18 protein-coding genes and 2 tRNA genes are annotated in these 19,017 nt (G+C 68.4%); 7 read left to right on the top strand and 13 right to left on the bottom strand.

What is annotated here, in order from left to right:
• Nucleotides 1–21: 21 nt before the first annotated feature.
• Nucleotides 22–879, top strand: coding sequence for an oxygenase MpaB family protein (locus tag NQV15_RS00100; RefSeq protein ID WP_232402564.1), 858 nt, complete (start codon nt 22–24; stop codon nt 877–879).
• Between the two features lie 13 nt (nt 880–892).
• Here the strand turns inward: NQV15_RS00100 and NQV15_RS00095 are convergent, their stop codons facing one another.
• Entirely contained in the window at nt 893–1,378 is a 486-nt protein-coding gene (locus NQV15_RS00095) for a MarR family winged helix-turn-helix transcriptional regulator (RefSeq protein ID WP_232402563.1), read from the bottom strand.
• Nucleotides 1,379–1,501: 123 nt separating this feature from the next.
• Here NQV15_RS00095 and NQV15_RS00090 point away from each other — a divergent pair, with 123 nt between their 5' ends.
• The 4 genes from NQV15_RS00090 (at nt 1,502) to NQV15_RS00075 (ending at nt 3,111) form a co-directional block, all read left to right on the top strand.
• Nucleotides 1,502–2,161, top strand: coding sequence for an FMN-dependent NADH-azoreductase (locus tag NQV15_RS00090; RefSeq protein ID WP_232402561.1), 660 nt, complete (start codon nt 1,502–1,504; stop codon nt 2,159–2,161).
• Nucleotides 2,162–2,240: 79 nt separating this feature from the next.
• Nucleotides 2,241–2,504 (top strand): hypothetical protein, encoded by a 264-nt coding sequence (locus tag NQV15_RS00085; protein ID WP_232402551.1) that lies wholly within the window; start codon nt 2,241–2,243, stop codon nt 2,502–2,504.
• A complete protein-coding gene (locus NQV15_RS00080; protein ID WP_232402549.1) occupies nt 2,501–2,914 on the top strand; it encodes a phage holin family protein in 414 nt (137 codons plus the stop codon). Before NQV15_RS00085 ends, NQV15_RS00080 begins: the two co-directional genes overlap by 4 nt.
• Entirely contained in the window at nt 2,911–3,111 is a 201-nt protein-coding gene (locus tag NQV15_RS00075) for a DUF3618 domain-containing protein (RefSeq protein ID WP_232402546.1), read from the top strand. The genes NQV15_RS00080 and NQV15_RS00075 overlap by 4 nt, the downstream gene beginning before the upstream one ends.
• A gap of 9 nt (nt 3,112–3,120) precedes the next feature.
• On the opposite strand, the gene NQV15_RS00070 is transcribed toward NQV15_RS00075, so the two are convergent.
• Complete coding sequence (locus tag NQV15_RS00070) at nt 3,121–3,750, bottom strand: MBL fold metallo-hydrolase (RefSeq protein ID WP_232402544.1); 630 nt, start codon at nt 3,748–3,750, stop codon at nt 3,121–3,123.
• The gene (locus NQV15_RS00065) at nt 3,747–4,835 is read right to left on the bottom strand and encodes an S-(hydroxymethyl)mycothiol dehydrogenase (RefSeq protein WP_232402543.1); all 1,089 of its coding nucleotides are present in this window, start codon (nt 4,833–4,835) and stop codon (nt 3,747–3,749) included. The genes NQV15_RS00070 and NQV15_RS00065 overlap by 4 nt, the downstream gene beginning before the upstream one ends.
• Nucleotides 4,836–5,106: 271 nt before the next feature.
• Between NQV15_RS00065 and NQV15_RS00060 the strand changes: the two genes are divergently transcribed.
• Nucleotides 5,107–6,171 (top strand): threonine aldolase family protein, encoded by a 1,065-nt coding sequence (locus tag NQV15_RS00060; protein ID WP_232402541.1) that lies wholly within the window; start codon nt 5,107–5,109, stop codon nt 6,169–6,171.
• A gap of 246 nt (nt 6,172–6,417) precedes the next feature.
• On the opposite strand, the gene NQV15_RS00055 is transcribed toward NQV15_RS00060, so the two are convergent.
• The 5 genes from NQV15_RS00055 to gyrB form a co-directional block, all read right to left on the bottom strand.
• Nucleotides 6,418–6,493 (bottom strand) — tRNA-Ala (locus NQV15_RS00055).
• A 147-nt stretch (nt 6,494–6,640) separates the two neighbouring features.
• Nucleotides 6,641–6,715: transfer RNA gene (locus NQV15_RS00050), tRNA-Ile, on the bottom strand.
• Nucleotides 6,716–6,770: 55 nt separating this feature from the next.
• Nucleotides 6,771–7,535: a DUF3566 domain-containing protein gene (locus NQV15_RS00045; protein WP_232402538.1), complete on the bottom strand. Its 765-nt coding sequence runs from the start codon at nt 7,533–7,535 to the stop codon at nt 6,771–6,773.
• 26 nt (nt 7,536–7,561) lie between these two features.
• The gene (gyrA, locus tag NQV15_RS00040; RefSeq protein WP_232402536.1) at nt 7,562–10,120 is read right to left on the bottom strand and encodes a DNA gyrase subunit A; all 2,559 of its coding nucleotides are present in this window, start codon (nt 10,118–10,120) and stop codon (nt 7,562–7,564) included.
• Nucleotides 10,121–10,135: 15 nt separating this feature from the next.
• Complete coding sequence (gyrB, locus tag NQV15_RS00035; RefSeq protein WP_232402534.1) at nt 10,136–12,142, bottom strand: DNA topoisomerase (ATP-hydrolyzing) subunit B; 2,007 nt, start codon at nt 12,140–12,142, stop codon at nt 10,136–10,138.
• Nucleotides 12,143–12,349: 207 nt separating this feature from the next.
• Between gyrB and NQV15_RS00030 the strand changes: the two genes are divergently transcribed.
• Nucleotides 12,350–13,144, top strand: coding sequence for a phosphatase PAP2 family protein (locus NQV15_RS00030; RefSeq protein WP_232402532.1), 795 nt, complete (start codon nt 12,350–12,352; stop codon nt 13,142–13,144).
• 83 nt (nt 13,145–13,227) lie between these two features.
• On the opposite strand, the gene NQV15_RS00025 is transcribed toward NQV15_RS00030, so the two are convergent.
• The 5 genes from NQV15_RS00025 to dnaA all read right to left on the bottom strand — a co-directional run bounded on the left by NQV15_RS00025 (nt 13,228) and on the right by dnaA (nt 18,837).
• Nucleotides 13,228–13,710 carry a DUF721 domain-containing protein gene (locus tag NQV15_RS00025; protein WP_232402520.1) on the bottom strand — a complete coding sequence of 161 codons (483 nt, stop codon included), beginning with the start codon at nt 13,708–13,710 and terminating at the stop codon, nt 13,228–13,230.
• Nucleotides 13,703–14,827 carry a DNA replication/repair protein RecF gene (recF, locus tag NQV15_RS00020; protein WP_232402511.1) on the bottom strand — a complete coding sequence of 375 codons (1,125 nt, stop codon included), beginning with the start codon at nt 14,825–14,827 and terminating at the stop codon, nt 13,703–13,705. Before recF ends, NQV15_RS00025 begins: the two co-directional genes overlap by 8 nt.
• Nucleotides 14,827–15,750, bottom strand: coding sequence for a phosphogluconate dehydrogenase (NAD(+)-dependent, decarboxylating) (gnd, locus tag NQV15_RS00015; protein WP_232402509.1), 924 nt, complete (start codon nt 15,748–15,750; stop codon nt 14,827–14,829). Before gnd ends, recF begins: the two co-directional genes overlap by 1 nt.
• 26 nt (nt 15,751–15,776) lie before the next feature.
• A complete protein-coding gene (dnaN, locus tag NQV15_RS00010) occupies nt 15,777–16,919 on the bottom strand; it encodes a DNA polymerase III subunit beta (RefSeq protein WP_232402500.1) in 1,143 nt (380 codons plus the stop codon).
• 445 nt (nt 16,920–17,364) lie between these two features.
• The gene (gene dnaA / locus NQV15_RS00005; RefSeq protein WP_232402492.1) at nt 17,365–18,837 is read right to left on the bottom strand and encodes a chromosomal replication initiator protein DnaA; all 1,473 of its coding nucleotides are present in this window, start codon (nt 18,835–18,837) and stop codon (nt 17,365–17,367) included.
• Nucleotides 18,838–19,017 lie beyond the last annotated feature (180 nt).

Below are 19,017 nucleotides of genomic sequence, written 5' to 3'. Positions count from 1 at the left end.
AGGTGGGGCAGACTCGACAGGGTGAAACCTGTCGAGTCTGCCCGCACCCGCGTCGGCGCGGCCATCTTCGCGCGGGTGGCCGGCGACGAGGGCCCTGACCGTCGTGACCGCATCCACGGATCGCAGGGGCCGCGCCGCTTCGGCCCCGACTCGGCGATCCAGCGCGTGCACTCCGATGCGTCGATGTTCGTCGGCGGCATGCGTGCCCTCCTGCTGCAGTCGCTGCACCCGCTCGCGATGGCCGCGGTCGACCAGCACTCGGGCTACCGCGGCGATCCCTGGGGACGACTGCAGCGCACCAGCACCTTCCTGGCCGAGACCACGTTCGGCACGATCGAGGACGCCGACCGGGCGGTCGCGATCGTCCGCGCCGTGCACCAGCGCATCACCGGCACCGCGCCCGACGGGCGCCCGTACGCCGCCTCGGACCCGCACCTGCTGCGCTGGGTGCACGTCGCCGAGGTGGACAGCTTCCTGCGCGCGCACGACCGCTACGGCGCCAGGCCCCTGGACCCCGCCGGCCGTGACGCCTATGTCGCCGAGACCGCCCACGTGGCCCGCGCCCTCGGCGCCGAGGACGTGCCCGAGTCCGTGCACGAGCTCGACGAGGCACTGGCCTCGTACCGTCCGGAGCTGCAAGGGACCCCGGCCGCACGCCGGACGGCGCGGTTCATCCTGCTGCACCCGCCGGTGCCGCTGCTGCTGCGCGGCCCCTACGGCCTGCTGTCGGCCGCGGCCGTCGCGATGATGCCCCGGTGGACGCGCATCCCGCTGCGCCTGCCGTGGCTGCCGCTGACCGAGGCGACGGCCGTACGGGCCAGCGGTGTCGCCGTGACCGGCGCGATCCGGTGGGCCATGCGCCCGGGAGCCACGCCCTAGCCGGACGAACGGCTCAGCACTGGGCTGCGGCCTCGCACTGCGAGTGGTCCAGTGGCGGCGCACCGGCTGATGCGCTGATCACGAGGCGGCGCAACAGCTGCGCATCGTCATCTGACAGTCCGGCGAGCACGGACGCCTCGACGGCGCGGATGTCCTCGGTCGCCGCGGCGAGCACGTCGCGGCCCTTGTCGGTCAGGAGTACCTGGCGAGCCCGGCGGTCCGCCGGATCGGGACGCCGCATCACCAGCCCGGCCTGCTCCAGGTCGTCCACGAGATAGGTCATGACGGTGCGGTCGATGCCCAGCAGCTGGGCCATCGTCGCCTGGTTGCTGCACGATCCCAGCGACGAGGTCCGCAGCACGTCGAATCCGCGGGGGCCGCCGGGAAGCTCGCTGACCGCCTCGGTCGCGCCCTCGTGGTAGCGGCGCAGCAGGGCTCCCAGCGCCTGTCCCAGGTCCCCGACGGCTGGGGGTGCTGGTGCCTGGGTGGTCTCGGTCATGGCCCCAGCCTATCCCTCGATGCACCAGGCCGATCATCATGATGGAATATTATCTGCCTAGAATACGATCTACAAACAAGACCACTCCGACTGCGGAGTCGGCCACTACCTCAGGAGAACGCCATGACAACCATCTTTCGACTGGACTCCAGCATCCGTACCGAGGGCTCGGTCAGCCGTGCCGTCGCCGACACGCTCGAGAACGCGATCATCGAGGCCGAGGGCAACGACACCCGGGTGACCCGTCGCGACCTGGCGGCCGATCCCGTGCCCACCGACGCCTGGGCCACCGCCGCCTTCGCCGGCCACACGCCGGAGGACGAGCGCACACCCGAGCAGCAGGCCGCCGCCGCCTTGGCGACCCAGCTGGCCGACGAGGTCGGTGCGGCGGACGTCCTGATCATCGGTGCTCCGCTGTACAACTTCGGCGTCTCGCAGCACCTCAAGACCTGGTTCGACCTGCTGATCACCGATCCGCGCTTCGCCGGCGGCGCGCAGACCGTCAAGGACAAGCCGGCCTTCCTGGTCATCGCCCGCGGGGGTGGCTACGGCGAGGGCACACCCCGGGCCGGCTGGGACCACGCGACCGGCTGGCTGCGCCGCATCCTGGAGGACGTGTGGGGCCTGGACCTGGACGTCATCGAGACCGAGCTGACCCTGGCCGAGGTCACCCCGCAGATGGCCGAGCTTCGCGACCTCGCCCGGGCCCAGCTCGCAGAGTCCCACGAGGTGGCCCGCACCAGCGGACGCTCGGTGACCCTGAAGCTGCGCAACGCCGCCTGAGCGTCCCGGGCACCTGCTGTGTCATCTGCCGTGGACGGGGTACGACTTGTGCTCAGCAACCAAAGAGGAGTGGTTCACGGTGAAGAAACTTTCCTTGCTCATCGCAGCCGGCGCCGGGTACGTCCTGGGGACGCGGGCGGGACGAGAGCGGTACGAGCAGATCAAGTCGCAGGCGACCCAGATGTGGCACAACCCCAAGGTGCAGGACGTCGTCGACGATGTGCAGACGCAGGCCAAGCACGCCGCCGGTGACGTCAAGAACACCGTGAGCGACAAGGTCTCGTCCTCCTCCGACGACAGCAGTCAGAGCTCGACGTTCACCACCGGGCAGGGAACGGCGTGACCGAGCAGAGCCCGCCGACGTCCGAGGCCTCGACCGGGCAGCTGATCACCACCGCCATGCAGGACATCTCGACGCTGATCCGCGACGAGATGCAGCTGGCGAAGCAGGACCTGGCCGACACCGGCAAACGCGTCGGTGTCGGCGCAGGGCTGTTCGGCGCCGCTGGGATCCTGGCCCTGTACGGCCTGGGGGCCCTGATCGCCACGATCATCCTGGCGATCTCCGAGGGTCTCGAGCCGTGGATCGCGGCGGCCATCGTGACCGTGGTCCTGTTCATCGCTGCGGGAATCGCCGCCCTCGTCGGGAAGGGACGCGTCAGCAACGTGGGTGAGGCACCGCAGGAGCGGGTCGCCAGCCTGAAGGCCGACATCAACACTGCACGTCACGGCAGCGAAGGGGACCACGCATGACATCTTCCGACCTCGAGCGTGAGATCGAGCAGACCCGCGAGCACCTCGGCGAGACCGTGGACGCCCTGGCGGCCAAGATGGACGTCAAGGGCCGCGCCAAGGAGACCGTCGCCGCGGCGGACAAGCGTCCGTTCGCAGCGGGCGGCGTCCTCGCCGCAGGTCTGGTGATCGCCGCCCTGCTGTGGCCCCGGCACTGACGCCGCGGCTCACGACCCGCGGGTGATCCACTCCTGCAGGTGCGGCTTCTCCTCACCGATCGTGGTGTCGTCGCCGTGCCCGGTGTGGACGACCGTCTCGGGCGGCAGCGTCAGCAGCCGCTCCTTGATGGACTCGATGATGGTCGGAAAGTCCGAGTAGGAGCGTCCGGTCGCGCCGGGCCCACCCTTGAACAGGGTGTCGCCGGAGAAGACCGCGCCGAGATCGGGCGCGTACAGACAGGTGCTGCCCGGGGAGTGGCCCGGCGTCGGGATCGCGCGCAGTGTCGTGCCGCCGACCTCGAACGTCGCGCCGCTGTGCAGCTCCTGGTCCGGGGGCGTGTCGTGCTCCGCGTCCCACAGCATCCGGTCCTCGGGCGGGAACCACACCGGCGCACCGGTGGCCCGGCCGAGCTCCACGGCCGCATTGATGTGGTCGTTGTGGCCATGGGTCAGCACGATCGCGACGACGGTTCGTCCGTCGATCGCGTCGAGGATCGGCGCGGCGTCATGCGGTGCGTCGATCACCAGGACCTCGGCGTCGTCGCCGACCAGCCAGACATTGTTGTCCACGTCCCAGCTGCCGCCGTCGAGGCAGAACTGGCCCGAGGTCACGACCTTCTCGATGCGCGCGCCGGTCATCGCAGGGTCACCACCGAGCGCAGCACGTCACCGGCGTGCATCTTGTCGAAGGCCGCCTCGACGTCGTCGATCCCGATCGTCTCGGTGACGAAGGCATCCAGGTCGAGCCGTCCCTGCTGGTACAGGTCGACCAGCATCGGGAAGTCGCGGGACGGCAGGCAGTCGCCGTACCAGGACGACTTGAGCGAGCCGCCCCGGCCGAACACGTCGAGCAGCGGCAGCTCCAGCTGCATCTCGGGTGTCGGCACGCCGACCAGCACCACGGTGCCGGCCAGGTCGCGGCCGTAGAAGGCCTGCTTCCAGGTCTCGGGACGTCCGACCGCGTCGATCACCACATCGGCGCCGTGTCCGTCCGTGAGGGCCTGGATCGCCTCGACCACGTCTCCGGCCCCGGCGTTGATCGTGTGCGTCGCGCCCAGGCCCGTGGCCCACTCGAGCTTGCGGTCGTCGAGGTCGATCGCGATGATCTTGGCGGCACCCGCCAGACGGGCACCGGCCACAGCCGCCGCGCCGACTCCTCCGCAGCCGATGACGGCGACGGAGTCGCCGCGCTGCACGTTGCCGGTGTTGATCGCCGCGCCGAGACCGGCCATGACGCCACAGCCCAGCAGGCCCACGGCGGCAGGCGAGGCCGTCGGGTCGACCTTGGTGCACTGGCCCGCGGCCACCAGGGTCTTGTCGGCGAAGGCGCCGATGCCAAGAGCCGGGGACAGCTCGGTGCCATCGGTCAGCGTCATCTTCTGCTTGGCGTTGTGGGTGTTGAAGCAGTACCAGGGGCGGCCACGCAGGCAGGCCCGGCAGCTGCCGCACACGGCCCGCCAGTTGAGCACCACGAAGTCGCCGGGAGCCACCTCGGTGACGCCCTCACCGACGGACTCGACGACGCCGGCCGCCTCATGTCCGAGCAGGAACGGGAACTCGTCGCTGATGCCACCCTCGCGGTAGTGCAGATCGGTGTGGCAGACCCCGCACGCGCTGATGTCGACGACGGCCTCGCCCGGACCGGGGTCGGGGATCACGATCTCCTCGACCGTGACGGGTGCACCCTTCGATCGGGCGATGACTCCTCGGACTGTCTGTGGCATGCGATCTCCTTCGTGGCGGGCGGGCCCCAACGTCGACGGTACCGAACGCGGCCGCGGGCGGGAGAGGCGACCGAATTCCACCGGTGGCATTCATCCACACCGGTGGACAATGCTGTGGACAAACCCCTGTTGTCCCCAAGTCCGTCAACAGCCTGCAGAAATCGCGGATTTGTGCTGTGACCTGCTGAAACACATGCGTGTCATTTGTCCACAACGGTGTACACAGGTGTGGAGAAAGTTCGTCCCCCGCTGGGGATGACATGATCTGTCGATGAGTCTCCACGACGCCCGACACCGGTCATTTGCCAGCGACAACTACGCCGGCGCACACCCGGAGGTGCTCGCCGCGATGGCCGCTGCCAACGGCGGTCACCAGGCGTCGTACGGGCACGATGCGTACACCCAGCGGCTCGTTCAGGTCCTGCGCGGGCACTTCGGGGAGCAGGCGGAGGTCTTTCCCGTCTTCAACGGCACAGGGGCCAACGTCGTGGCTCTGACGGGCATGCTGCCGCGCTGGGGTGCCGTCGTGACGACCAGCACCGCCCACGTCCACACCGACGAGAACGGGGCGCCCGAGCGGATCGGCGGGCTCAAGCTGCTCACCGTCGACACGCCCGACGGCAAGCTCACCCCCGAGCTCATCGACCGGCAGGCCTGGGGATGGGGCAACGAGCACCGCGCGCAGCCGCTGGCGGTGAGCATCACGCAGACCACCGAGCTGGGCACGAGGTACACCGCCCGTGAGATCCGGGCGATCGCCGACCACGTGCACGCCCACGGGATGACGCTGCACATGGACGGCGCGCGGATCGCCAACGCCGCCGCCGGCCTGGGACTGCCGCTGCGCGAGCTCACGACGGCAGCCGGTGTGGACATCCTGAGCCTGGGCGGCACCAAGAACGGCGCGCTGAACGCCGAGGCCGTCGTGGTGCTCGATCCGTCCGTCGCCGAAGGGCTGACGTATCTGCGCAAGCTCACGATGCAGCTGGCCTCCAAGATGCGATTCGTCAGCGCCCAGCTGCTCGCGCTCTACGAGGACGACCTCTACCTCCGCTCGGCGACCCACGCCAATGCGATGGCGGTGCGGCTACGGACCTCGCTGGAGGAGCTGGTCTCCCGTGGGGAGATCACCGGCCTGCGATTCAGCCAGCCCACCGAGGCCAATGCGGTCTTCGCCGTCCTGGCGCCCGAGGCCGCCGACGCCATCCGCGAGCGCTTCGCGTTCTACGACTGGAACAGCGCCACCGGCGAGGTGCGCTGGATGACCGCCTTCGACACCACCGAGGCCGATGTGGACGAGTTCGTGGGGGTTGTCCGGGGGGTTCTCGGGGGGTGAATTACATACGTGTGATCTTCCACAGGGGTGTGCACAGGTGTGGGTAAATCTCGGGCCTTGCTCGACCCACCCGACCGCCCACGCTGGGGGGAGCCACGGGGATCCCTTGCGGGACGCCTGCGGCGGGGCGGCTTCGCCGCGGTGGACGCAGGCGTGGTGATGGGGCCCGACTCGAGTCACCACTCTTGATCACCAAAGACAAAACCCCCGCCGCCCCAAGATCGGGGGCGGCGGGGGTTTTGTCTTTGGTGGAGCCACGGGGACTCGAACCCCGAACCCCCTGCTTGCAAAGCAGGTGCGCTACCAATTGCGCCATGGCCCCGTGCTGGTGCTGGTGGTCAGACCCGGTCGGTCGCTGCCGACCACGTGTCGACCGGCTTGCTGTTCGACCTCTTGCCGAGGGCCCAGTAGACACCTGCGGCAGCGAGACCGAGGGCGATGATCTTCTTCATTCGACCTCCAATTTCAGTGGGCGTACGAGGACTTGAACCTCGGACCTCTTCCTTATCAGGGAAGCGCTCTAACCAAGCTGAGCTATACGCCCGCAACAGCGATGAACTCTATCGCACCGCTGTACGGACCCACACCGGGGGGTCTGACTACTTGTCCTCGGCGAAGGTGAGCTCGACGCCGCCCATGAGCTGGGCCGCCAAGTTGTACAGATGAGCCCCGATCGTGGCCAGCGCCGTCATCAGCACGACGTTGACCGCCGACAGCACCAAGGTCAGTCCGACGACACGGCCGAGCCCGAAGTAGTCCGTCACGTTGAAGCTCGCGCTGTCGTCGCTGAGCACCGTCGTGAAGCTGTCATTGATCTGGTCCCAGACGCCGGCGACCTCCAGGACGATCCAGAAGATCGTCACCGCCACGACGGCCACGATCATCATCGCCACCGAGATGGCGAACGCCAGGCGGGTGACCGACCACGGCTCGATGTGGGTCAGTCGCAGGCTCGCACGCCGGCCCGAGCCGGCCGCGGACGCCTGTGGGGGCGCGGTGGCCGGTCGTGGGTCGCGGGGGACGTCCTTCACCGCGGGGATCACCGAGGTCGTCGCCGGCGATCCCTTCGTGGTGTGCGCGTAGTCCGCCGTCGTCAGGGGACGTCCCGTCGGCCCGCTGGTCGGGCGGACCTGACGCTGGGTGTCCGAACCACTCGCCGCCGGGGCGGAGGTGGCACGCGGACGGCCCTTGTCGGTCTGACCCGCCGCCGGCACCCCGTTCCTGGCCGGCGACTGGTTCTTGGCCGGTGACGGGGGCGTGCTGGCAGGAGCCTTCTTGACCGGCGGCTTCTTGTTCGTCACCGGCTTGGCGATACGGGGGATCGCCTGGGTGGGCGCCGCGTCACCTGCGCTGGATCCGGGCACGGAGCCCGAGTCTTCAGATTCTTGGGTCACTGATCCTGGTCCTCAGGTGTCGACGTCGGCTCGGTTGCTGCTTCGTCCTGGGGGAGCTCTTCATTCCGTGCGATCGTGACCACGCGATCATCCCCCTTGAACTTCACGAAGCTCACACCCATGGTGCCACGCCCGGTCGGGTTCACGCCGGAGACGAGGCTGCGGGTCACCTGTCCGCTGGCCGTCACCGAGATGACGTCGTCGGTGTCCACCAGGACCAGACCGCCCACAAGCTCACCCCGATTCTCCGTGATCTGCATGGCTTTGATGCCAAGTCCACCACGGCCCTGCAAACGGTACTGATCGATGGGAGTCTTCTTGGCGTATCCGCCATCGGTCACCGTGAAGACGAACAGCTCCTGCGACTCGGGCACCTCGACCTGCTCGAGCGCGTCGGCCGAGCGGCGGATGACCGACAGCGACAGCAGCGAGTCGTCATCGCGGAACTTCATGCCCGTGACGCCGGACGTCGCGCGTCCCATCGGGCGCAGCTGCTCGTCGTCGGCGCGGAACCGGATGGCCTGCGCCTTGCGGGAGATCAGCAGCAGGTCGTCCTCGGGCGTCACCAGCTCGGCGCCGATCAGCTCGTCGTCGTCATCGCGGAAGTTGATCGCGATGACACCGGACTGGCGAGGGCTGTTGTAGTCGGCCAGACGGGTCTTCTTGACCAGGCCCTTCTTCGTGGCGAGCACCAGGTGGGGCGCCTGCTCGTAGTCGCGGATCGCCAGGACCTGCGCGATGTCCTCGTCCGGCTGGAACGACAGCAGGCCGGCCACGTGACCGCCCTTGGCGTCGCGCCCCGCCTCGGGCAGCTGGTAGGCCTTGGCGCGGTAGACCCGGCCGGCCGTCGTGAAGAACAGGATCCAGTGGTGGCTCGTGGTCGAGAACATGTGCTCGACCATGTCGTCGCCGCGCAGTGCCGCGCCACGGACGCCCTTGCCGCCACGGTTCTGCACCCGGTACAGCTCGGTCTTGGTGCGCTTGGCGTAACCGCCCTTGGTGATCGTGACGACGACCTCCTCATCGGGGATGAGGTCCTCCATCGACAGATCGCCGTCGGCGGGCACGATCGGCGAGCGCCGGTCGTCGCCGTACTTCTCGGCGATCTCGGCGAGCTCGTCCGAGACGATCTGCCGCTGACGCTCGGGTCGGGCCAGGATGTCCTGGTAGTCGGCGATCTCGAGCTCGAGCTTGGTCAGCTCGTCCATGATCTTCTGGCGTTCGAGGGCCGCCAGGCGGCGCAGCTGCATCTCCAGGATCGCGTCGGCCTGCAGCTCGTCGATGTCCAGCAGCGTGATCAGCCCGGTACGCGCCTCGGCGACCGTGGGGCTGCGGCGGATCAGGGCAATCACGTCGTCGAGTGCGTCCAGCGCCTTGGCGAGTCCGCGGTAGATGTGCGCCTTGGCCTCGGCCTCGTCCAGCAGGTACTGGGTGCGTCGCTGGATGACCTCGATCTGGTGGGTGATCCAGTTGCTGATGAACCCGTCGAGGGTCAGGGTGCGCGGGATGTCGTCGACGATCGCGAGCATGTTGGCGCTGAAGTTCGACTGCAGCTCGGTGTGCTTGTACAGGTTGTTGAGCACGACCCGGGCGACCGCGTCGCGCTTGAGCTTGACCACCAGGCGGCGGCCGACGCGTGACGACGACTCGTCGTTGACGTCGGCGATGCCCTGCACCCGGCCGCTGATCGCCAGGTCGGCGATCTTCTCGGCCAGGTTGTCAGGGTTGACCTGGTACGGCAGCTCCTTGATGACCAGGCTGAGGCCGCCGCGCGCGTCCTCCTCGATGTCGACGATGCCGCGCATCGTGACCGAGCCGCGTCCGGTGCGGTACATCGCGTCGATGCCCTGGGTGCCGACGATCAGGCCGTTGGTCGGGAAGTCAGGGCCCTTGATGCGCTCCATCAGCGCCTCGAGCAGCTCTTCCTGGGAGGCATCGGGGTTGGCCAGCGCCCACTGGGCGCCCTCGGCGACCTCACGCAGGTTGTGCGGCGGGATGTTGGTGGCCATGCCGACCGCGATGCCGGCCGAGCCGTTCACCAGCAGGTTGGGGAAGCGCGCCGGCAGGACCGTGGGCTCCTGCGAGCGACCGTCGTAGTTGGGGCGGAAGTCGACGGTGTTCTTCTCGATGTCGCGCACCATCTCCATCGCGATGGGGGCGAGCTTGCACTCGGTGTACCGCATCGCGGCGGCGCCGTCGTTGCCCGGCGAGCCGAAGTTGCCCTGGCCGGAGATCATCGGCGCCCGCATGACCCACGGCTGCGCGAGGCGGACCAGGGTGTCGTAGATCGCCGTGTCGCCGTGCGGGTGGTACTGACCCATGACGTCACCGACGATGCGGCTGCACTTGGAGAAGCCGCGGTCGGGCCGGTACCCGCCGTCGTACATCGCGTACAGCACCCGGCGGTGGACCGGCTTGAGCCCGTCGCGCACGTCGGGGAGGGCTCGCGACACGATCACGCTCATCGCGTAGTCGATGTACGAGCGCTGCATCTCGACCTGCAGCTCGACGTGCTCGATCCGGTCGTGGCCGGCGGGGGGAGTGGTCTCAGTCATGGTGGTGTGTGTCCCTTAGATGTCGAGGAAGCGAACGTCTTTGGCATTGCGCTGGATGAACGAGCGCCGTTGCTCGACGTCCTCACCCATCAGGATCGTGAACATCTCGTCCGCGACCTGCCCATCCTCGAGCGTCACCTGGCGCAGGATGCGCTGCGCCGGATCCATCGTGGTGTCCCAGAGCTCGGAGTCGTTCATCTCGCCCAGGCCCTTGTACCGCTGCACCGGCGCCTCCTTGGGCAGCCGGCGGCCGGCCTCCTTGCCCGCCGCCAGCAGTCCGTCGCGCTCGCTGTCGGAGTAGGCCAGCTCGTGCGGGGCGTTGGTCCACTTGATCTTGTACAGCGGCGGCTGCGCGAGGTAGACGTGACCCGCATCGATCAGCGGCTTCATGAACCGGAACAGCAGGGTCAGCAGCAGCGTCGAGATGTGCTGGCCGTCGACGTCGGCATCGGCCATCAGGACGATCTTGTGATAGCGCAGCTTGGCGATGTCGAAGTCCTCGTGGACACCGGTGCCCAGCGCCGAGATGATCGCCTGGACCTCCGCGTTCTGCAGGATCTTGTCGATGCGGGCCTTCTCGACGTTGAGGATCTTGCCGCGCAGGGGGAGGATCGCCTGGGCGTACGGATCGCGGCCGCCCTTGGCCGAACCACCGGCGGAGTTGCCCTCCACGATGAAGATCTCGCACTCCTCGGGATTGCGTGACTGGCAGTCCGCGAGCTTGCCGGGAAGCCCGCCGCCGCCCATCAGGCCCTTGCGGTTGCGGGCCAGGTCACGCGCCTTGCGGGCGGCCATGCGGGCCGTCGCGGCGTCGATCGACTTGCGCACGATCGTCTTGCCCTCGGCGGGGTTCTGCTCGAACCACGCACCCAGCTCGTCGTTGAGGACCGACTGGACGTACGAGCGGGCCTCGCTGTTGCCGAGCTTGGTCTTGGTCTGGCCCTCGAACTGCGGTTCCTCGAGCTTGATCGAGATGATCGCGGTCAGGCCCTCACGGATGTCCTCGCCCGAGAGGTTGTCGCTGGCCTTCTTGATCAGGCCCTGGGCGGCGGCGAACTTGTTGACCGTGGCGGTCAGCGCCGACCGGAAGCCCTCTTCGTGGGTTCCGCCCTCGTGGGTGTTGATCGTGTTGGCGAAGGTGTGCACCGACTCGATGAAGCTGTCGTTCCACTGCATCGCGATCTCCAGGGACAGTCCCTTGGACTCGTCCTCGGACTCGATCGAGATGACGTCGCGGTGGATCGGCGCCTTGCTGCCGACGTTGATGTGGTTGACGTAGTCGACCAGGCCCTTGTCGAAGCGGAAGCGCGCATCACGGGGGCGGTCCTCGCCCGTGGGTCCCTCGGTCTGCTCGTCGTCGGCGCGGTCGTCGCGCAGCACCAGCTCGAGGCCCTTGTTGAGGAAGGCCATCTCGCGGAAGCGCTTCTCCAGCGTCTCGTAGCTGTAGACGGTGGTCTCGAAGATCTCTTCGCTGGCGTAGAACGTGGTGGTGGTGCCGGTCTCGTCCGTGGCCTCGTGGCGCTCCAGCGGGCCATCGGGGACGCCGTAGGTGAAGGACTGGGTCCAGCGGTAACCGTCGCGCTTGACCTCGACAAATAGCTTTGTCGACAAAGCGTTCACCACCGAGACGCCGACGCCGTGCAGGCCGCCGGACACCTTGTAGCCGCCACCGCCGAACTTGCCGCCCGCGTGCAGGGAGGTCAGGACCAGCGTCACCGCCGGGATCTTCTCGGTCGGGTGCTCGTCGACGGGAATTCCGCGTCCGTCGTCCTCGACCCGCACGCCGCCGTCATCCTGGAGCACGACCTTGATGTGGCTGGCGTAGCCGGCGAGGGCCTCGTCGACGGAGTTGTCGACGACCTCGTAGACGAGGTGGTGCAGGCCGCGCTCGCCGGTGGAGCCGATGTACATGCCGGGGCGCTTGCGGACCGCCTCGAGTCCTTCCAGCACCTGGATGTTGCTTGCGTCATAGGAAACAGCAGGATCTGGAGTCTGGGTCACCATTCCAGTATAGAGGGCCATTCTGTGCGGCTGACGCATCAGGCCTGGATGTCGGGATGAGTCTCGCGCTGCAGCGGTGCCCTTGAGAGCCACACAACGGCACCTGTGACGACCCAAAAGACCCCGGACCAAGGCCCGGTAGCGCCCCCGGGGCCCGCAGCGGCCCTGCGGGCCGAACACGTTCCACGTGACCGGGTGTCACGATGAGCCGTGAGGCACTGTGGAGGAATGAGCGTCACGAGCACCCGCCGAGAGACGACCGCCCCGGCGATCACGGCCGTCCTGACCGGCGTCCTGGTCATGGTCGTCCTGGTGCGTGTTGCCCTGCAATCCCGGCGCGGACAGTCCTGGGACCAGTCGGCGATGGACACCGTCACGGCCGGTCGCGACACCCGTCTGGCGGTGCTGAGCATGCTGGGGTACGTCGGCATCGGGTCGATCGTGGCGGTCGTCGTGGGGTGTGCCGTGGTCGCCGTCGTGCGTGGGCGCGTCCGGCTGGCGATCGGCGCCGGCGTCGTGATCGCGGGGGCGAACGTCACGACCCAGCTGCTGAAGCACACGTTGCTGGAACGTCCCGACCTCGGCCTCGGAACGCTGAACAGCCTGCCCAGCGGCCACACCACCGTGGTCGCCAGCGCCGTCGGCGCAGCCTTGCTCGTCGCTCCGCGGCTGTTGAAACCGGTCATCGCCCTGCTCGGTGGATTCGCCACCACGCTGACCGGAGCCTCCACCGTCGTGGCCGGCTGGCACCGTCCGTCCGATGTCGTGGCGGCCCTGGCCGTGAGCCTGGCCTGGACCGCGGCGGTCGCCCTCGTCCTGCGGGGGACGGCCGTCCCGGTCGTCGGCACCCTTGCCGGGGCAGTGGTCGGCTGCGCCGCCGCCCTGTTGTTCCTGATCGCGATCGGCGTGCGTCCGGTCCTGGGCTGGGATGGATTCTGGGAGGCCGGCCTGGTGCTGGGCGTGGTCAGCGCCGCCACCGCGGCCTTCGTCGTGACGGCAGCAGCGGTCAGCCCGGCCGAGTAGCGGTTCCACGTGAAACCCGCGCTGGGTGACCACGGGCCGGCTGCGGTGCGGAACGAACCGCGGCGACGACGACGAAGGAGTCGTCAGCCGTAGGTGTCGCGCGGGCCCCTGGCCCCGCGGATCGAGCGCGGGCCGCTCTTCCATGACGGCGCCTGCGGACCTCGCACCTCGATGCGGGTCACGGTCCCGTCACCGAGCGCCTCGTTGAGCTTGGCCACGATGCGCGGTGCGAGCAGCTTGAGCTGGGTGGCCCACGCCGTGGAGCTGGCGCGGACCTGCACGATCGCGTCCTGGAAGCCCTCGATCTGGGCGTGCTGGGCCACCTCGGGACCGACGATGCGGGCCCAGTCGGTGAAGATGCGCTGGTCGTCGAGCTTGTCGGCCCAACCCTGGTTGCGCACGACCTCGCCGAGCAGGTCCGCGATCGTGCTGGGGTCCTCGTTGCGGGGACGCGCGGGCTTGACCGGTCGGCTGCGCCGGCGCGGACCGGGCGAACCCGGCGTGCCCTTGCCGCGGTAGGAGTTGGCGATCTGCCGTGCCAGGTCGAGCGGATCGTCCTCACTCACGGGTGACCTCACCTCCTGCGACGCGGAACCGGTGACCCTTCAGGCCCTCGGGAACATCATCGGCCACGGCGGCCGTCACCAGCACCTGCTCGGCATCGGCCACCAGCTCGGCGAGCTGTTCACGCCGGCCCTGGTCCAGCTCGGCGAACACATCGTCCAGTATCAGCACCGGGTCGTCATCGTCCTCGCGCAGCAGCTCGAACGAGGCCAGCTTCAGCGCAAGTGCGTACGACCACGACTCGCCGTGGCTGGCGTAGCCCTTGGCGGGGAGCTCGCCGATCATCAGCACGACGTCGTCGCGGTGCGGACCCACCAGGCTGATGCCGCGATCCAGCTCGTCCCCGCGGCGGCGGGCCAGCTCCTCCAGGATCAGCTTCTCGATCGCGTCCTGGTCGCGGACCTCCGGCGACAGGCCGATCGACGTCCGGTAGGTCGCCGTCACGATGCGGCGGTCCTGCGCCGAGGCGGCCGCGACGCGCTGGTAGGCGTCGATCAGGTGCGGGGCCAGCGCGTCCAGCAGCGCGAGCCGGGCGGCCACGAGCTCGGCGCCGGTGCGCGCTAGGTTCTCGTCCCAGATGTCCAGGGTCGCGATCTCGACGTTGCGGCGTCCGCGCGCCGTCTTCAGCAGGGTGTTGCGCTGCTTGAGGACGCGGTCGTAGTCGGCCTTGACCCCGGCCAGCCGGGGAGTGCGCAGCACCAGCAGCGAATCCAGGAACTTGCGCCGGTCGGACGGGTCGCCCTTGACCAGTGCGAGGTCCTCGGGCGAGAAGATCACGGTGCGCAGCACCCCGACCAGGTCGCGCGTGCGGGGCAGGGCGCCGCGGTTGATGCGCGCCCGGTTCGCGCGACCCGGCGTGATCTCCAGCTCGAGCAGGGCCGTGCGGTCACCCTTGACGACGTCCGCGCGGACGATCGCCTGGTCGGCCCCCGCCCGCACGAGCGGCGCATCGCTCGACACCCGGTGCGAGTCGAGCCGGGACAGGTAGTCGATCGCCTCGACCAGATTGGTCTTGCCCTGACCGTTCGAGCCGATGAACGCCGTGGCGCCGGGCTCGAGCGCCAGCTCGACCTGCGGGTACGAGCGGAAGTCGTGCAGGACCAGCCGGGATACGTGCACTAGACCGGGTCGGAGGGATCGGCCGCGGCCGCGTCGATGCCCCTCTCCTCTGCGGCGCGCACGGCGTGACCACCGAACTGCTGGCGCATCGCGGCGACGGCCTGCATCGCCGGCGACTCGTCCTGGCGCGAGGTGAACCGTGCGAACAGCGAGGCGGCGATCGTGTGCATCGGCACCGCGTTGTCGATCGCGGCCTCGACGGTCCAGCGTCCCTCGCCGGAGTCCTCGGCGTAGCCGCGCACCTTCGACAGGCCCGGGTCATCCTCGAGGGCCTTGACCAGCAGGTCCAGCAGCCACGATCGGACGACGGTCCCGGTGCGCCACGAGTCGAAGACCTCGGTGACGTTGTCGACCATGTCGACCTTCTCGAGCAGCTCATAGCCCTCGGCGTACGCCTGCATCATGGCGTACTCGATGCCGTTGTGGACCATCTTGGAGAAGTGGCCCGCGCCCACGCGACCGGCGTGGACGAAGCCCGATTCTCCCTCGGGCTTCAGGGCGTCGAAGGCCGGCTGCACCTTCGCGATGTCGTCGGCGGTGCCGCCGGCCATCAGGGCGTAGCCATTGTCCAGGCCCCAGACGCCGCCACTCACGCCGCAGTCGACGTAGCCGATGCCCTTCTCGGCGGCCAGTGCCGCGTGCTTCTCGTCGTCGGTCCAGCGGGAGTTGCCGCCGTCGACGATGACATCGCCCTCTCCGAGCAGCTCGATGAGCTCGCTGACCGTCGACCGGGTGATGTCACCGGCCGGGACCATGACCCACACGACCTTGGGCGACGGGAGCTGCTCGACCAGCTCGGTCAGGGAGCCGACATCGCTCACATCGGGATTGTGGTCGTAGCCGATGACGGTCACGCCACCGTTGCGCATCCGGGTGCGCATGTTGCCACCCATCTTGCCGAGTCCCACGAGTCCGATGTGCATGTCGTTCTCCCTGTGCTCGAAGTGGTTCAGTTCTGCAGGCGGACGGGCATGATCAGGTAGCGGAACGCGACGTCTGGGTCGGCCCCGATCTCCTGAACTCCCGAGATCGCTGCAGGCTTGGTGTGCTGCGTGAAGGACAGGTGCACGACCGGATCGGACATGACCGCGAGTCCTTCGAGGAGGTAGGTCGGGTTGAACCCGATCGAGATGTCGGCACCGTTGATGGTGGCCTCGATCGACTCCGACGCCTGGGCCTCGTCGCCGCTGCCCGCCTCGAGCAGCAACTGCCCGTCGGAGAAGGTCAGCCGCACGGGGGTGTTGCGCTCCGCGACGAGTGCCACACGCTTCACCGACGACACGAACGCCTGGGTCTCGACGTAGGCCACGGTCTCGGCCTGGGCCTGGAAGAGCTGGCGGACCCGCGGGAAGTCACCCTCGAGCAACCGCGTCGTGGTGCGCCGGGTGCCGTTGCCGACGACGCCCTCGAAGCCGATCAGGCCGTCGCCGGACTCGCCGGAGGACACCGCGATCGTGACGTCGCCGCCACTGGTCAGAGACCGGGCGGTCTCGTGCAGGACCCGGGCCGGCACCAGGGCGTTGGCCGACAGGTCGCTGGACTCGGGATACCACTGCAGGTCGCGCAGGCTCGCGCGGAAGCGGTCGGTCGCCATCAGCGAGATCGTCGAGCCCTCGAGCTCGAGGCGGACGCCGGTCAGCAGCGGCAGCATCTCGTCGCGACCCGCGGCGGCGCTGGCCTGTGCGACGGCGGTCGAGAAGTCCTCGGCCTTGACGGTTCCCGATGCGGTGGGCATCTCGGGAAGCTGCGGGTACTCCTCGACCGGCATCGTCTGGAGGCTGAAGCGCGCACTGCCGCACACGACCTGGACCTTGGTGCCCTCCAGGGACACGTCGACCGGCTTGGCCGGCAAGGACTTCACGATCTCGGCGAGCAGTCGTCCCGACACCAGTGCCCGTCCGTCGGCGTGGACCTCGGCCGGGAGCGTCGCACGGGTCGAGGTCTCGTAGTCGAACCCGGACAGGGTGAGCCCGTCAGCGGCCGTCTCGACCAGCAGTCCGGCCAGGACCGGGACGCTGGGGCGATTGGGCAGGCTTCGCGCCGTCCACGCGACGGCGTCAGCGAGGGTGTCGCGCTCGATACGGAACTTCACGTGATGGGGCCTTTCGGATGACGGGGTCCGTCGAGATGAATCCTGCCACGGCGAGGCGCTGCGGAGGTACTCAGGGGAAGTGCTGGAGACGGAGCGGAGGAGCCGGTGATGCGCCGGACCGGGTGGCTGCGCATTGGGGTGCGCAGGACCGTTGTCCACACACAGGGCGCGATGTGACTTCGGCGGGAATTGTCGATGAATAGAACTGTAGTAGTCGTAGTAGCGTCTGTGGATTCGGTGGAGAACCCGGTTCGCCCGTGCAATCGCAGCATTCCGGCCGGTGGACAAGATGTGCGGCTGGAGACGATGAAACTACAGGTTCTTGTGGATGTCTGTGTTTCGTTCACATCGTGTTCACACTGTGACTGGTGATGTCCACGGAGCGGGTGGGGTTTCCCACAGACTCGTCCCCAGGTGTGAATGGCCGAGACGGGCCATCCGCGGGTCATGACTGACGGGCCTGCTGCTTGATGCGGGCGGTCAGCTCGGTCACCTGGTTGTAGACCGCGTGCTTCTCGGCCATGAGCTTGCGGATCTTGCGGTCGGCGTGCATCACGGTGGTGTGATCGCGGTTGCCGAACTCCTGGCCGATCTTGGGCAGCGACATGTCGGTGAGCTCGCGGCACAGGTACATGGCGATCTGGCGGGCGAGGACCAGGTTGCGGCTGCGGTTGGTGCTGCACAGGTCGTCGATCGAGAACTCCGAGTACGCCGCGGTCTGCGCCATGATCATGCCGGCGGTGATGTCGGGCTCCTCCCCCTCGGCGATCAGGTCCTTCAGGACGATCTGGGCGAGCTGGAGGTCGACCGTCGTGCCGTTGAGGTTGGCGAACGCCGTCGCGCGGATGAGGGCACCCTCGAGCTCACGGATGTTGGTCTGCACCTTGCTGGCGATGAACTCGAGGACATCGGCGGGGGCAGTGAGCTTCTCGTTGGCGGCCTTCTTGCGCAAGATGGCGATGCGCGTCTCCAGGTCGGGCGGCTGGACATCGGTCGTCAGGCCCCACTCGAACCGGTTGCGCAGCCGGTCCTCCAGGGTCGTGAGGTTCTTGGGCGGGCGATCGGACGTCATCACGATCTGCTTGTTCTCGTTGTGCAGCGCGTTGAACGTGTGGAAGAACTCGGTCTGCGTCGACTCCTTGCCCTCCAGGAACTGGATGTCGTCGACCAGCAGCACGTCGATCTCGCGGTACTTGCGCTTCAGCGCGGCGGTGCGGTTCTCGCGGATCGCGTTGATCACGTCGTTGGTGAACTCCTCGCTGCTGACGTAGCGCACGCGTGAGGAGGGATACAGGTTCAGCACGTAGTGGCCGATGGCGTGCAGCAGGTGCGTCTTGCCCAGACCGGACTCACCGTGGATGACCAGGGGGTTGTACGCCTTGCCGGGCGCCTCGGCCACGGCGACCGCCGCGGCGTGGGCGAAGCGGTTGGACGAGCCGATCACGAAGTTCTCGAACAGGTAGCGCGGGTTGAGCCGCGCCTCGGCGACGGTTCCGATGCGCGGCGGGGCGGTGGCCCGCTCGGCCCAGCTGGGGACGAACTCGTCCCCCGTGTCGTCATCCTCGTCGTCGAGGTCCGGCTCCGGGGCGGCCACCGATGCAGCCATAGGTCGATTTATCGACAAATCGTCTTGTTCCCTGTGGAGCGTCTCGATCAGCGAGGGCTCGATCGTCACGACGAGCCGGGTCTCCTGCTGGAGCGTGGTGCTGATGGCGTGCTCCAGGGCCGGGCGCACGCGCGACTCCAGCTGCGCGCGGGTCAGGTCGTCCTGCACCGCCACGATCATGATGCCGTTGTGCAGCGACAGGGGCTTGGCGGAGTACACCCACACCTTGGCCCCGGGTGACAACGTCTCGACCGCGCGTTGCCAGACCTCCGAAAGGTGTTCGTCGGAGTTGGCTTGCTGGCCGTCGTTCATCCAATGCCTCCCGACATGTCCACATGGTTGTCCACAAGATGTGAATCGGAACTCGAGGGTTTCGTCCATGCTTGTGGAAAAACTCAATACGCGGTGACGCTAGCAGCGCAGGCAACGGCAAGACAAGCAGGATTCCCCAGCCATGCCGGGGCCGGCGGCGTGTTGACTGGACGGATTCGC

This window comes from Aeromicrobium wangtongii (genome assembly GCF_024584515.1).
Lineage (GTDB): Bacteria > Actinomycetota > Actinomycetes > Propionibacteriales > Nocardioidaceae > Aeromicrobium > Aeromicrobium wangtongii.
The sequence above is the reverse complement of the archived record's forward strand: the minus strand, read 5'-3'. Positions and strand labels throughout refer to the sequence as shown.